This window comes from Streptomyces sp. NPDC047042, from assembly GCF_040644035.1.
Taxonomy (GTDB): domain Bacteria; phylum Actinomycetota; class Actinomycetes; order Streptomycetales; family Streptomycetaceae; genus Streptomyces.
The window spans coordinates 43544-57386 of record NZ_JBEYVP010000038.1 but is presented as its reverse complement, the minus strand read 5'-3'; the positions used below and the strand labels follow the sequence as shown (position 1 = coordinate 57386).

12 protein-coding genes are annotated in these 13843 nt (G+C 73.4%); 3 read left to right on the top strand and 9 right to left on the bottom strand.

Going from position 1 to position 13843, the window contains the following annotated elements; translation table 11 throughout:
* Positions 1 to 1359 carry a glycosyl hydrolase gene (locus ABZ855_RS36415; RefSeq protein ID WP_360814265.1) on the top strand — a complete coding sequence of 453 codons (1359 nt, stop codon included), beginning with the start codon at positions 1 to 3 and terminating at the stop codon, positions 1357 to 1359.
* Positions 1360 to 1381: 22 nt separating this feature from the next.
* On the opposite strand, the gene ABZ855_RS36410 is transcribed toward ABZ855_RS36415, so the two are convergent.
* From ABZ855_RS36410 to ABZ855_RS36370, 9 genes are read right to left on the bottom strand one after another with little or no spacing between them, the layout of a single operon-like run.
* Positions 1382 to 2620 (bottom strand): GNAT family N-acetyltransferase, encoded by a 1239-nt coding sequence (locus tag ABZ855_RS36410; protein ID WP_360814263.1) that lies wholly within the window; start codon positions 2618 to 2620, stop codon positions 1382 to 1384.
* Entirely contained in the window at positions 2617 to 3261 is a 645-nt protein-coding gene (locus ABZ855_RS36405) for a lipopolysaccharide biosynthesis protein (protein ID WP_360814261.1), read from the bottom strand. The genes ABZ855_RS36410 and ABZ855_RS36405 overlap by 4 nt, the downstream gene beginning before the upstream one ends.
* On the bottom strand, positions 3258 to 4442 hold the full coding sequence (locus tag ABZ855_RS36400; protein WP_360814259.1) for a glycosyltransferase: 1185 nt from the start codon (positions 4440 to 4442) through the stop codon (positions 3258 to 3260). Before ABZ855_RS36400 ends, ABZ855_RS36405 begins: the two co-directional genes overlap by 4 nt.
* A 5-nt stretch (positions 4443 to 4447) precedes the next feature.
* Positions 4448 to 5137, bottom strand: a complete 690-nt coding sequence (locus tag ABZ855_RS36395) for a polysaccharide deacetylase family protein (RefSeq protein WP_360814257.1) — start codon at positions 5135 to 5137, stop codon at positions 4448 to 4450.
* Between the two features lie 58 nt (positions 5138 to 5195).
* Positions 5196 to 6980 carry a lipid II flippase MurJ gene (locus tag ABZ855_RS36390; RefSeq protein WP_360814255.1) on the bottom strand — a complete coding sequence of 595 codons (1785 nt, stop codon included), beginning with the start codon at positions 6978 to 6980 and terminating at the stop codon, positions 5196 to 5198.
* A gap of 44 nt (positions 6981 to 7024) precedes the next feature.
* Positions 7025 to 8347 carry an O-antigen ligase family protein gene (locus ABZ855_RS36385; protein WP_360814360.1) on the bottom strand — a complete coding sequence of 441 codons (1323 nt, stop codon included), beginning with the start codon at positions 8345 to 8347 and terminating at the stop codon, positions 7025 to 7027.
* Between the two features lie 23 nt (positions 8348 to 8370).
* Positions 8371 to 9837, bottom strand: coding sequence for an exopolysaccharide biosynthesis polyprenyl glycosylphosphotransferase (locus tag ABZ855_RS36380; protein ID WP_360814253.1), 1467 nt, complete (start codon positions 9835 to 9837; stop codon positions 8371 to 8373).
* Positions 9834 to 11015 (bottom strand): glycosyltransferase, encoded by a 1182-nt coding sequence (locus ABZ855_RS36375; RefSeq protein WP_360814251.1) that lies wholly within the window; start codon positions 11013 to 11015, stop codon positions 9834 to 9836. The genes ABZ855_RS36380 and ABZ855_RS36375 overlap by 4 nt, the downstream gene beginning before the upstream one ends.
* A gap of 45 nt (positions 11016 to 11060) precedes the next feature.
* On the bottom strand, positions 11061 to 12176 hold the full coding sequence (locus ABZ855_RS36370; RefSeq protein WP_360814249.1) for a DUF3344 domain-containing protein: 1116 nt from the start codon (positions 12174 to 12176) through the stop codon (positions 11061 to 11063).
* Positions 12177 to 12428: 252 nt separating this feature from the next.
* Between ABZ855_RS36370 and chpG the strand changes: the two genes are divergently transcribed.
* Together chpG and ABZ855_RS36360 are read left to right on the top strand one after the other, a co-directional pair.
* A complete protein-coding gene (gene chpG, locus ABZ855_RS36365) occupies positions 12429 to 12668 on the top strand; it encodes a chaplin ChpG (protein ID WP_360814247.1) in 240 nt (79 codons plus the stop codon).
* 273 nt (positions 12669 to 12941) lie between these two features.
* Positions 12942 to 13742 carry a hypothetical protein gene (locus tag ABZ855_RS36360; RefSeq protein WP_360814245.1) on the top strand — a complete coding sequence of 267 codons (801 nt, stop codon included), beginning with the start codon at positions 12942 to 12944 and terminating at the stop codon, positions 13740 to 13742.
* Positions 13743 to 13843: the final 101 nt, after the last annotated feature.

Genomic DNA, 13843 nt, shown 5'->3' with positions numbered 1-13843 from the left:
ATGGCCCCACACAGGCGACGGGCCCGCACCGGACGGCTGGCGTTCCTGGCGGCGGCGGTCGCCGCGTCGGCCGTCCTGGCGACGGGGCCGGGACACGCCGTGGGCGCGGGGGTGGCCGATCCTCCCGTGCCCGTACCGGACGCGGTCACCCAGCCGACACCACCGCTCACCGGGGTCGTGGCGCCGGTCGCGCCCGTGACCCCCGAACCCCCGGTCGCTCCCGAACCCCCCAGCCCGGAGCCACCGGAACCTCCGGAGCCCCCGGAGCCGCCACAGACGCCCAAGCTGCCGGCCTTCGGCGCGTACGTCGACTACGACGGCGCCCGGGGCACGGCCAGGATCGCCGAGCTCAGCCGCTGGCTGGGCGACGCCGATCTCAAGGTCGGGCACACCTACCTGCCGGGTGACCGGTGGAGCAACATCGAGGGCCTGCCCGGGTTCCTCGACGTGTGGGCGGACTGGCGGCGGGCCGAGGAGGACCGGCTGTTCGTCCTCAACGTGCCCATGGCGGAGCGCAACGAGGAGGGGCTCTCCGACCGCCGGGTCCAGGTGCAGCTCAGGCGCGGTGCGGCCGGTCTCTACGATCACCACTTCCGTGCCCTGGCAGAGCGGCTGGTCGCGCTGAACATCCCGGACACGGTCATCGTGCTCGGCTGGGAGATGAACGGCATCACGTACACCCATCGCTGCGGGCCGGACCCGGAGGCCTGGAAGAGATACTGGAACAGGATCGTCACCACCATGCGGTCGGTGCCGGGCCAGAAATTCCGGTTCGATTTCAATCCGACCCGGGGCAAGGACGCCATTCCGTGGCCGCAGTGCTATCCGGGGGACGACACGGTCGACATCATCGGGATGGACGCCTATGACCAGCCCCGGGGACTGTCATTCGACGAGCAGGTGAGCGAGCCCTACGGACTTCAGGCGCATGTGGATTTCGCCAAGGCGCACGGAAAGCCCATTTCCTATCCGGAATGGGGACTGTTCCGCAACGGCGACAACCCGGAGTACATGCGGCGCATGCTCGCGTGGATGGACGAGCACAAGCCGCTGTACAACACGCTGACCGACTACTGTCCGCACGGCGTGTGGCAGTGCGGCAGCAACCCGAAGGCGTCCGAGGTGTACCGCCAGATCCTGACGGGCCGTAAGGACACCGAGCCGACCGTGCCGACGCCGGTGCCCCCGGTCCCGACACCCGTCCCGACGCCCGAACCGCCCAAGCCCACGGACCCGGTCACCCCGCCGGTGCCGCTGCCCCCGCCCAACTGCTCGCCGCTGGATCTGGGCGACTGGGTGGAGTACTGGATGGGCGGGAAGCTGTGTCTGCGCTTCGACTGGTGGTCGCGCAACCGGTGATCGCCCGGTGGCGGCGGGTCGCTCACGATCCGCCGCCACCGTCACCGTCACCGTTGCCGCCACCGCCACCGCCACCGCCACCGCCACCGCCACCGCCACCGCCACCGCCACCGCCACCGCCACCGCCACCACTACCGTTGCCGTTGCCGCCGCCGCTGCCGCGTTCGCGCAGCCGGCGCAGGAGTTCCTTGCCCCGGCTGCGCACGGCGACATCGCACACGACCGCCGACATCAGCGGCGCGGTCAACCGCCGGGCCAGCAAAAGCCGTTGGTTGACGACGGGTTCGGGGCGCCAGTGGTGCTTGTACGGCTCGTCACCGCGCAGCAGGCTCAGCGTGCCGTGCCCGCCCGTCCCCGTGTGCTGGGCGCAGGCGTCGAGCAGCATCACGGCGACGTCCGCCTTCCGTTTGCGCAGGCCCGGATGGGCGCCGTACAGATAACCGCCCGCGAGGCGGCCCGACAGCAGCGTCAGATCGACGGCCACCACGCTGTCGTCGAGTCGGAACTCGGTGACCACGGCGTCCCCCGAGCGCACCATCGGACCCACCGACCTGGCGAGGTGTTCACGGAACCGGGGCTGGAGGTGTTCCGACGTCACCTTCCGCCCCTGCCACTGGAGTTGGTGCAGCTCGAGCAGCCGGACCAGGGCCGTGTCGACCTCGTCGGGGCGGACCACGCGCCGTTCGACGCCGAGCGCGGTCAGCTTGCGCAGCTTGGCGCGCACCCGCTGCGCCTTCGAGGAGGGGAGACGGGAGACCAGCCCGTCCATCGACACGGCGGGGAGTTCCAGACACACGGAGTCCCTGACCTGCCGGCGCGGGCCACGCCAGCGCTCGTACACGCGTTCCGCCGCACCGCCCGGCCGGACCTCGCGCAGGTCGATCAGGGCGGTGCGGGCGGCCTCGGCGAGCCCCTCGGCGAGCGCGTCGGCGGCCTCGTCGGCCATGGCGTCGTCGAGGAGGACGTCACCGTAGTCGGAGATCGCACCGCCGAGCGGCACCAGGGCGGGCAGTGGGCGGTGTACGCGCATCAGCGGGGCGGCGGCGAGGAGTTCGCCCTCCGGATCGCGGACCACGACGATCCGCAGCCGGCCCGCGACGCCGTACGACAGCCACCATGAGTGCAGCCAAGCATGGCTCTGGAACGGAGTCGCCGCGCCGCACCGCCGGTACAACCGGCCCCAGGCCGGGGCGAGTTCGGCGAACTCGGCTTCGTCGCTGACGACTTCGGTGCGCAGGGCGCCCGTGGTCGTGACCGTCACAGCTGTCCATGGACGTCGGCGGCCGTGGCCGGGGCCGGTACGGAGGCGGCGGGTGCCGATTCCTCCGTACGCCGCCGGGGCCGCACCAGCAGCACCAGGCCGCCGAGCAGCCCGCCGGCGCTCGCGCCGACCAGCCCGGTCACCGTGGGCGGGGCCGACGACGGCTCGGCGGGCTTGACCGCGCGCGAGAACTGGAGGAGCTCCACGTGGGTGGAGTCCTGGGTGTCGTTGGCGTGCCGGGTGAGGGAGCGGGCCACGGCGTTGGCCATGTCGGCGGCGAGGTCGCGGCGCGTGGAGGTGGCCGAGACGGCGACCATGGGCGCGTCCGGCGAGGTGGCTGTCTGCACGCTGGACCGCAGTGTCGACACCGGTACGCCCGCCCACACCTGGGCGTCCCCGAGCACCGCGACCTGCGTGGCGACCCGCCCGTACGCCTGCGCGAAACCGAGCGCTGATGCCGGGTCGGACTTCTCGGTCGGGACGGCGACGACATAGCTCGTGGCCGTGTAGGTGGGCGGCTTGAAGGTGCCGTACGCGCCGCCGAGGAGGCCGCCGAGTACGGCGCCGGCCGCGAGGAGGGTCCATGGGGGGAGGGTGCGGGTGCGGGCGGTGGGGCGAGGGTTTCTGGCGTTCTCGGTCATGAGGATGGGGCTCCCTGGGATGACGGGGACGGAGACGGGGAGGGTGTCGTGGAGAGGGTGGTGGAGGGGGTGGAGAGGGCCGCCGTGTACACGTCCATGAGCTGGGCGGCGCTGCGCGTGATGTCGTAGTGGTGGGCGGCGGCGGGGGGTGTGCGGTCCTGCGGGCCCAGCGCGCGGGCCTCGGCGAGGGCGCGCGCGAAGGAGTCCGCGCCGCCGGGGACGCGTCGGGCGCCCTCGGCGGTCTCCGGGGGGAGGTCCTCGACGGCCGGGCAGGAGACGTACCGGACGGGCAGCCCGGCGGCCAGCGCCTCCACGACCGCGAGGCCGAAGGCCTCCTCCGGGGACGGGGAGGCGAGCAGGTCCATCGCGGAGGTGAGGGAGGGCAGGTCGGGGCCCGGGGTGCCGTCCGCGACGTAGGGCCGCTCGCCGGTGAACAGCACCCGGTCGGCCACGCCCGCCTCGCTCGCGGTGCGCCGCAGGACCTGCTCCTCGGGTCCGCCTCCGACCAGCAAAAGCCAGTAGTCGTCGGGGAGTTGGGCCAGAGCGTCGATGAGGTCGACGAAGCGCTTGCCCGGCGCGAGCCGGCCGATGCCGCCGACGACGTACGCCCCCTCGGGCAGCCCGAGCCGCTCGCGGGTGCGGCGGCGGGCGTCCGGGTCGAAGCGGAAGCGGGCCAGGTCGATGCCGTTGGGGACGACCTCGATGCGGGGCGCGGGCACTCCCCAGCGGCACAGCCGGTCGGCGACCGTGGGGGACACGGCGACGGTGGTGCGGCCGAGCCGTTCACCGGCGAGATACAGCGCGCGGACCCCGGTGGTCAGCCGCCGCCCCTCCATCTGCGAGTCGCCCAGGGAGTGCTCGGTGGCGACGATCGCCCGAACGCCCGCGAGCCGCGCGGCGATCCTGCCGTACACGCAGGCCCGGTAGAGGTGGGTGTGCACGAGGTCGTAGCGGCCGGCGCGGATGACGTTGACCAGCCGGGGCAGGGCGGCGAGATCCCGGTTGCCGGCCATGCCGAGGTGCACGACCCGGACGCCGTCGGCGATCAGACCGTCGGCGACCGAGCCCGGGTTGGTGAGCGTCACGACATCGCAGTCGACCGGCAAGTGCCGCAGCAGCAGCCGGAGTTGCTGCTCGGCGCCACCGACCCCGAGGCCGGTGATGATGTGCAGGGCCTTCATCGCCGTCACACCCCCTGGACCGGCCGGCGCCGCAGCCGGTGCAGCCGGTACTTGAGATGCAGGCGTACGGCGGTGTCGTCCTCGCCGATGTGCACCCGGGGCAGGACATGGACGCCGTTCAGCTGTCCGGGGTCGATCGCGCAGCCGTAGCCGTAGCCGGCCGCCCGCACGGCGTCGGCGGCCCGCTGGTCGACGGTTCCGTACGGGTAGCAGAACCCGTCGACCGGAGCACCGCTCAACTCCGAGAGCAGTGCTCTGCTTCCGGCGACCTCGGCGCGCAGCAGCTCGTCGTCCGCCTTCGTCAGGTCCACGTGCGTCAGCCCGTGCGACCCGATCTCGATCCCGGCCGCGGCGACGGCACGGATGCCGTCCGCGGTGAGCAGCGGCCTGCGCGGCCCCAGCGGATCCCAGGCGTTCTCCCCGCCGAGCCGCCCCGGCAGCACGAACAGGGTCGCCCCGCAGCCCCAACGCTCCAACAGAGGAAGGGCGTTGGTGAGGAAGTCGGCGTACCCGTCGTCGAAGGTGAGCCCGACCAGCCCGCGCCCCTCCCCCCGGGCACGGGCGGCGAGCAGTTCGGCCACACCCACGCCCCGCAGCCCGCGCCGGTCAAGCCACCGCAGCTGCGCGTCGAGGCGCTCGGGCGTGACCGTGATCCGGTACGGGTCGTCCGTGCTGTCGCCCACGGAGTGGTACATCGCCACCCAGGGGACGGACCCCCCTCGGGCGGCTCTTCGGGCCGCTCTCGGGGCACGGTCAACGGACCCGGTCGCGGCGGCGGGGACGGGTGCGGGCATGGGAGCGGACGCGCTTGCGGGCATGCGAGAGCCTTCGGGTCATGGAGCGTGCGGAACGGAGTGCGAGTACGAAGCTCTGCACGGCCTGGGCCCCCATGAGCCGGCCGAGCAGGAAGTAGACGACGGTGACGGCCGCCGTACCGGCGGCGAGCCCCGCCACCGGTCCGTCGATCCGGTTGGTCACGAACGCCCCCGCGGCCGTCGCGCACACCGCCGCGCGCACCGGCTTGCTCAGTTCGACGACCACCTGCCGGGTCCGGATCGGCACACTGCGCGGACCCATCCCGTACAGCAGCAGCGCGGCCGACAGCGTGATGCCGGCCGCGTTGGCCACGGCGATCCCGCACACCCCCCACGGGCCCACCGTCCACGCGCCGATCCAGGACGTCGCGACGATGCCCGCGGTCATCGAGGCCAGCGGATACCAGGTCGGCCGGTTCGAGGAGAAGTACGAGCGGACGAGCGCGCCGACCAGTGTGTGCCCGAGCAGCCCCAGCGCGTACACCCGCATCACGGTGGCTGTCGCCTCGGTGTCCGCAGCGGTGAACGCCCCCCGCTGGAAAAGGAGTTCGATGATCTGCGGCGCGCAGGCGACCACCGAGGCCGCGCCGAGCAGCACCACCCACGCGGCCAGCGCGATGTCCCGCTCCACCCGGCTGCGGGCCCGCTCGGTGTCACCCTCCGCGATGGCCTGCGCGACCACCGGGAAGGTGACCGTGCACAGCATCAGCGACAGCGTCATCGGGATCTGCGCGACCTTCTGCGCGTAGTTGAGGTGCGAGATCGCCCCGGCGGGCAACGTGGAGGCGAGGAACCGCTCGATCAGCACCTGCGACTGCCGGGTCAGCGCGAACAGCAGCACCGGCGCGACGAGCGCGAACGCCATCGGCGCCCCGGACGTCTCCTCCACCACGATCTCGTCCGCCGCAGCCGACTTCCGCCGCCGCAACTGCCGCAGCACAGAGGGCAGTTGGGTTACGACCATCAGCGCGCCGCCCACCGCGACCCCGACCGCCGCCGAGCGCACCCCCCAACGCCCGCCCAGCACGAACATCGCCGTGATGATGCCGGTGTTGTAGGCGACGTAGATCGCCGCCGGTGCCAGATACCGCCGGTGCGCGCGCAGGGCCGCGCTGCAGTACCCGGCGAGCCCGAAGCTGAGGACGCAGGTGGCGGTGAGGCGGGTGCAGTCCACGGCGAGCGACGGGTCGGGCAGGCCGGGGGCGAGCGCCTCGACCAGGTAGGGAGCGGTGGCGATCAGCAGCCCGCCGACCGCCGTGAACGCCAGCGCCAGCCGGGGCAGCGTCGTCGCGACCAGCGCCCGCACCGGGTCGCCCGGGGCACCCTGGGCGCGCCGGGCCAGCGCCATGCTGAACGCCGGGATCAGGACGAAGGCCAGCCCGTCCTCGATGAGCAGCGTCGCCGCGAACTCCGGCACGGTCCACGCGACCAGGAAGGCGTCGGTGTCACTGCCGGCCCCGAACAGCCGGGCCAGCGACTGGTCCCGGACCAGCCCGAGCAGAGCGCCCGCGACCGACAGGACGGCCGTGATGAGCGTGGCCTTGGCCAGGAACCCCCGGGAAACAGGGGCCAGTTGGATGGATTCGTCGCCGGAGCCACCGTCACCGCCGTCACCGCCGGCGTTGCCGTCGCGTCCCTCACGCCCAGCCTCGACTTCCCCTTCCCCTTCCTCTCCCTTTCCCTTCGCGGCCTCCGATGCGGACCGTGCCGCCGGCAGCGTCACCCTGGTCTCTCTCGTCTCTCCCTCGGCCCGAGGCGGCGGCGCGGTCATCGCGCCGAGGCCTCGGGCAGGTCGTCGCCACCGACGAGGGCCCACCAGGCGACGAACCCGAAAGCGACGGCGGTCAGCACGGTCGCGGGCCCGCCGATGTCGGCGTACAGGAAGTCGATCAACTGCCAGATCAGCAGCCCGCAGGCGGCGAGCGCACAGTCGAGCCCGTCGCCGGACGCCGATCGCCGGGCCCGCACCAGGCCGCGCAGAGCGCACACCAGCAGTGCCAGCCAGCTGCCACCGAGGGCCAGCAGTCCGATGAGACCCTGTTCGCTGAGCACCAGCAGATACATGTTGTGGGGGGACAGCAGCGGCTGCTTGCGGTACGCGGCCCCCGCGCCCTCCGTGTCGCTGCCCGAGGACAGGGCCAACGAGGCGTGTCCGTCCCGGTGTTCGGGGAAGCCCTTCAACCCGACGCCGGTGAGCGGGTGTTCGCTCCACATGTCGGTCGCCGCCGCCCACATCGTGTACCGGTCGGTGACCGACTGGTCGGGGGCGTCCGCGACTTGGCCGATGCTGCTGATCCGCTCCTGCAGCATCGCCGTACCGATGCCGAGGCCGCCGACCAGGATCACCGCCGAGGCGGCCACCACCGCGCCCACCTTCAGCGCGCGCCGCATCCCCGCCAGCACCAGCTGCAGGGTGCAGGCGGCCGCCGTGGCGATCCAGGCGCCCCGGCTGAAGGAGACGGCGAGCGGCGCGAGGAGCGCCAGGGCGCAGCCGGCGGCAACGGCCCGCTGCCGGGCGGCAGTCGCGCCCAGGGCCAGCCCCACCGCGCACATCAGCCCGAAGGCCACCACGGTCGCCATGCCCATCACGTCGGCGGGCCCGAAGGTGCCCACCGCCCGGATCTCCTCGCCCTGGTAGGAGGCGCCGGTCCCGGTCGCGTACTGGTGCACCCCGACCGCCCCCTGGAACAGGGCGAAGGCGACGAACGCCCAGGCCAGCACCCGGAAGTCGCGCCGGTCGCGGACCAGCAGCACCACGGACGCCGGGACCAGCACGAAGATCTGGAGGTAGCGCCCCAGGCCCCCGATCCCGGCGGCGGGCGACGACGCGCCCACGGCCGCGACCGCGAGCCCGACCACCGGCAGCCCGAGCACCACGGCGGCCGTACGGGACAGCGGACGCCGCCGCTCCCGTACGAGCCGGATCGCGCAGTACAGGACCACCAGCCCGGACACCGCGTCGGCCGGGGTCGCCCCGCCGTCGGCGCCCTGCGCGGCCGGCAGCGCGAGCAGGGCGATCACCAGGATCACGGGCAGGAGCGGAGCGAAGGACGCGGCCTTCGAGAGGGGCACTCGGCGCGGCAACGCCAACGCGGGGCTGTGGCTCACTGCGCTCAGCTTCCTGTCGGTCGGACGAGCGTGGCGGCGGTGCGCAGCAGGATGCAGATGTCCTGCCACAGCGACCAGTTGTCGATGTACGCGTTGTCGAACCGGCAGCGGTCCTCGATCGAGGTGTCACCGCGCAGTCCGTGGATCTGGGCGAGCCCGGTGATCCCGGTCTGCATCCGGTGGCGGGCCGCGTAGCCGGGGTAGGTCTGGCTGAACTTGGCGACGAAGTAAGGGCGTTCGGGCCGGGGGCCGACCAGGCTCATGTCGCCCCAGAAGACGTTCCACAGCTGGAGGAGCTCGTCCATCGAGGTACGGCGCAGCAGTCGGCAGAACCAGTTCATGCGCCGCTCGTCGGCGACGCTCCACCGGGTCGCCGACTCCATCTCGTCGACCGGGCGGTGGGTGCGGAACTTGAGGAGGGTGAAGGGCCGCCCGTCCTTGCCGATGCGCTCCTGCTTGAAGACGACACCGCGCCCGCCGGTCAGCCGCAGCACCACCGCGAACAGCAGCAGCAGCGGCGAGATCAGCAGCAGCAGCGTCCCGGAGACGGTCACGTCGAGCAGCCGCTTGCCGAGGCTGCCCGGCCGGTCCGGTCCCATGGCGAGCCGCCGGCAGGAGAACCCGGCGAGCCGCTCGGCGTTCTCGTACGAGGGCGACTCGGCGTCGATCTCCCACACCGTGCAGCCCGACTCGGCCAACGCCCGCAGCAGCGGCCCCTGTTCGGCCCGTACGGAGGGATGGACGGCGAGTACGGCGCGGACCCCGTTCTGGATCAGCGCCCGCTGGACCTCCTCGCCGGTGGTCAGCACGGGCAGGCCCGCCACGCCGTCCGGGTGGTCGGTGACCAGGCCCACCGGGCGTACCCCGCACGCCGGGTGGCGCAGGAACGCGGTGGCCACGCGCCGGGCGGTGCCGGCCGGGCCGATCACGAGGGCGGTGTGCGGGCGGCGCAGCAGTGCCCGGCGCCGCCGCCAGTGGATGGCCGCGCGGCCCGCCGCACTCGCCGCCGCCTGCACCGAGCAGCCCAGCACAAGGGTGTGCGCGGACAGCGCGTCGCCGGGCTCGATCGCCCCGACCAGCGCCGCGAGCGACAGCCAGCCCAGCGCGATCCGGCCGCAGACGGCGGGCAGTTCGTCGAGGAACGCCGGCACGGACTCGGGCCGGTACAGCGAGGCCCGCGCGTTCAGCGCGACCACACCGATCAGCAGCACACCGACGAGCACGGGGTGACGCTGGGGCCCGGAGAGCGCCAGGACGCCGAGCATGGCGGCGACGCCGTCCGCGGCGAGCAGCGGCAGCGGGGAGGCCGGACGGAGCGCGGGGCGCCGGCCGGCCGGGAATCTGAAGTCGCCGACGGACCCGCGGGGCGGGATGACCGAGACGGCCGACATGGCCGACACGGCGGACACGGTCGAGAATCCGTGTTCCCGCGGCCCACCGCCGGGGGAGGGGACGGTACTTTCCGCAGTCACGAGTGGATGGACTCCCTGTACTCGGCGCGCACGGGCCGCACGGCGTGCGCGGTGATCAGCTCGCGGTACACGTCCGCGACGGCCTCGGCGGTGTGCCGTACGTCGTGCGCGGACAGGACGTGCCGGCGCCCCAGTTGCCCCAGCGACTCACGCAGCGGCGGGTCGAGCAGCAGTTCGGAGACGGTCCCGGCCAGCGTGGCGGGGTCCTCGGCCGGCACCAGACAGCGCGGTGCGAGAGCGGCGGGCAGACTCTCGCGCCCGCCGTCCACATCGGTGACGACCACCGGACGCCCGCAGGCCATCGCCTCCAGCGGCGCCAGCGCCATGCCCTCCCACCGCGAGGGCAGGACGACCAGATCGGCGGCCCGGTACCAGGGGACGGCATCGTCGACGGCCCCCGCGAACAGCACGGAGCCGGGGGCGAGAGCACGAAGCCGCCGGGCGTCCGGCCCGTCACCGACGAGCACGAGCCGCGCGCCCGGCACCCGCTCCGCGACCTCGCCCCACGCCCGGAGCAGCACGTCCTGCCCCTTCTGCCGGCACAGCCGCCCCACGCACACGACCAGCGGGGCGGCCGGATCGACCTCGGCGAGCAGCGGAAGGCCGGCCCGTACCGGGGCCCGGCCCGCCGGGTGGAAGCGCTCGGTGTCGATCCCGTTCGGAATCACCCGCCACTGCCCGGCGATCCCGGCCCGCACCCCGGTCGCCCGTTCGGCGTCGCTCACACACACCACCCGGGAGGCCCAACGCGCTCCCCACCGCTCCCACTTGAGCGCCAGCGTCGCGGTGGGCCCGCCGACCGCCTCGAACGACCACGCGTGCGGCTGGAACACCGTCGCCACCCGCCCGCGAACCGCCAGCCGGGCGGCGAGCCCCGCCTTCGCGCTGTGCGCGTGCACCACGTCCGGCCGCACCGCCCCGACCAGCCGCCGAAGCCGCCGCGCCTCCCCGACGACCGACGGCCCTGGCGCGCGGGTCGCGTGCCAGGGGCGTACGTCGGCGCCGAGCGCCCGCAGACGCGCGGGGAGGTCGCCGCCGTCCGGGCAGGCGACCGCGACGTGCAGACCGGCGGCGAGCTGGGCCCGCGCCAGATCCGTCACGACCCGGGCCACCCCGCCGTCCACCGGCTGGGTGATGTGCAGGACCCGTGGCCGGGGGTCGGGTGCGATCAGTTGCATGCGCGGTTTCCTCGCTCACGGGTGGCGGCGTCGGACGCGCCTCGGCTACTGCCGGGCGTCGACGGCCACGAAAAGTGCGCCGGCCCACGCCGCGTCCCGCTGGGAAACGAGCCGGAAGGCCAGCTGGTCACCACCGCTCCGCAGCGCCGTACCCAGTTCGAACACGTCGGAGTCGTAGCCGAGGGTGTTCGCGTACGCCGGAACGCGCTCCGAGACGGCCCCGTCGATCGTGGAGTTCAGCACGTCGTCGACGGGGTTGACCGCGTCTGTGAGCGCGGTCGCGCGCCCCGCGACGGACACCGTCAGGGAGTCGCCGACGCTGCCGCGGTCCCCGTTGTAGGCGACGAGCCCCGCGCGCCCGTTCGCGCCCGCCGGGAACGGCAGTTCGGCCAACCGGACCAATGAACCGTCACCCTTCCGGTCGCCCAGCGCCTCGAACCCGTCCCACACGACGAGGTGCCGCAGCGGCTCCGCCGCGTTCTCGTACGCCACCACCAGCGTCCAGCCGCCCCACGCCCCGGCAGCCGACCTCCCCATCGCCACATTCACCTGCGCGACCGTGTAGAGCCCCGAACCGCTGTCCCGGACCAGCGAGGTGACATCGGCGGAGGCCTGGAACGCGTCGGCGCCGTGCGCCACCCGGTGCCCGACGACCGAGTCCGCGAGCAGCTCCTTGTACTGGCCGCCGGGCTCGGCGATCAGCACCCGCCCGTTGTCCTTGGGCGGTTTCTGCTCACCGACCCTGAGGTTGCCGCCCCAGTACAGCCGCGCGTACGTGACCCTGCCGCCCTTCGGCACCCGGACCTCGGCCCGGCTGGAGTTGTAGGTGTTCGGGTCGCTGTCGACGTCGACGTAGAACATGTCGAGGTCACCGTTGGCCGCGGCCCTGGTGCCACCGGTCGCGGTCACGAGGTTCTGGCCCTGGCGGATGTCCGCGCAGGTCCCGAGGGTGGTGCGGCAGCTGATGGACGCGTTGGCCGCGCGGACGATCCCGCCGTGCTGGAGCGCGCGGTACCGCTGGGCGAACGCGAGGCGCTCCGACTCCTTCGCCGGGTCGGCGGGGGGCCCGGCGGTCGCCGTCCCTCCCGGGGTCCAGATCGCGGCGAGGGCAAAGACGCCCACCATCGCACGGCGCAGCAGGGGACCCGGGGAAATACGCATGACCGGCGTTGCCCTTTCGGGAAATGGTCGTGGGCGGCCTTTTGGGTGGCTCTGGGGCGGTCGGGGAAGGTGCGTCACTCTAGCCGCTATGCGTATTTATTGGTGATTCATCCCGACTGTGTCGGAATCGAGCAGCCGCGCGATTCGAGAGATCACCCCTTTGGCGGCACAACCCGGGCGCCTGCCAAGCGTTGACACTGCGTCGGGCACCCCCGCCCGGATGTTGTGACAACTTCCAAGGAGCACTTCTCCATGTCGCGTATCGCGAAGGGCCTCGCCCTTTCCACCGTTGCCGTCGCCGCCGTGGCGGGTACCGCCGGTGTCGCCGCTGCCGACAGCGACGCGCACGCTGTCGCTGCTCACTCCCCGGGCGTCCTGTCGGGCAACGTTCTGCAGGTCCCGATCCACATTCCGGTCAACGTCTGCGGCAACACCATCAACGTCATCGGTCTGCTGAACCCGGCGTTCGGCAACACCTGCGTCAACGACTGATCAGTCGACGCGGACCCTTCTGCCGGCCGCTCTCCCCTCGGGGGAGGGCGGCCGGTTCGCGTTTCCGGCGTTTGCCCCGAATGGCGGGCCGGACCGCCAACTCGCCCGACACTCCTTGACACAGGGCCTCACCAGCGACGACGTACGGGACCTGGCAGACGGGTCGTCACTTTGCGCGCGTGACCGGTTGCAGACGGCAACGGTGGATCTGACGGTGGATCCGACAGCGGACACACGTCCGGCACACCCACCGCACCACCGAAAGGAACTTCCATGCGTGCTCTGCCCGCACGGCGTATCGCGTCCACCGCACTCTGCGCCACCCTCCTGCTCGGAATAGGCGCACCGACCGCCCTGGCGGCCGACGGCGACGCGGCCCGCGAGCGCGGCCACGCGGCTTCCCACGCTCCCGTCCCCAACGCCGACGCGCTTCTTTCGCAGGTCAAGTCGCTGGGCGACATGGGTGGCGTGCTGAAACCCGTCAACGATCTGTTGACCGCCGTACTCAAGGCGGACAACGGCCAACTGCCGCTGGACGAGGCGACCAAGCTGACCGACGAAGTGAAGGCGGCCATCACCGCCGCCTCGGCGGCGGCCCCGGCCCCGGCCACACCACCGGTCTCCCTCCCGGCGACGCCGACGACCCCGGCAACCCCGACGGCCCCAGCGGCACCCGCACTCCCCACGACCCCGGCCCTGCCGACCACCCCCGCCCTCCCGGCGAAGCCGGCCCTGCCGGCCGTCTCCACGCTTCCGGCGCCCCTCAAGGACGCGACGGACGCCAAGGAGGCCAAGGGGGTCAAGGGCCCGCTCGACCTCAAGGCCGACGCGCTCGACGCGCTGCAGCAGTCGGTCGACGCGCTGCTCGAGGCGGTCACCTCCGGCGATGGCGCCAAGGTCGCCCCGGCCGTCAACGACGTACTGACGAACCTCGTCGGCCTCGTCGCGGCCACCCTGCTCGGCGGCGGGCTGCCGGCGCCGGAACTGGCGGGGCTGCCGGCGCTGCCCAAGCTGCCGGGCGAGGCGCCGAAGCTGCCCATCCCGGCGTCGACGCTGCCGCTGCCGACCCGATAACGCCCTGGCCGTGGGGGGGGGGGGGGGGGGGCCCGCCCCCCCCCCCCCCGGGGGGGGCGGCCCCCCGGGAGGATGGGGTTGGGGGGGCGGGGAAATAAGGG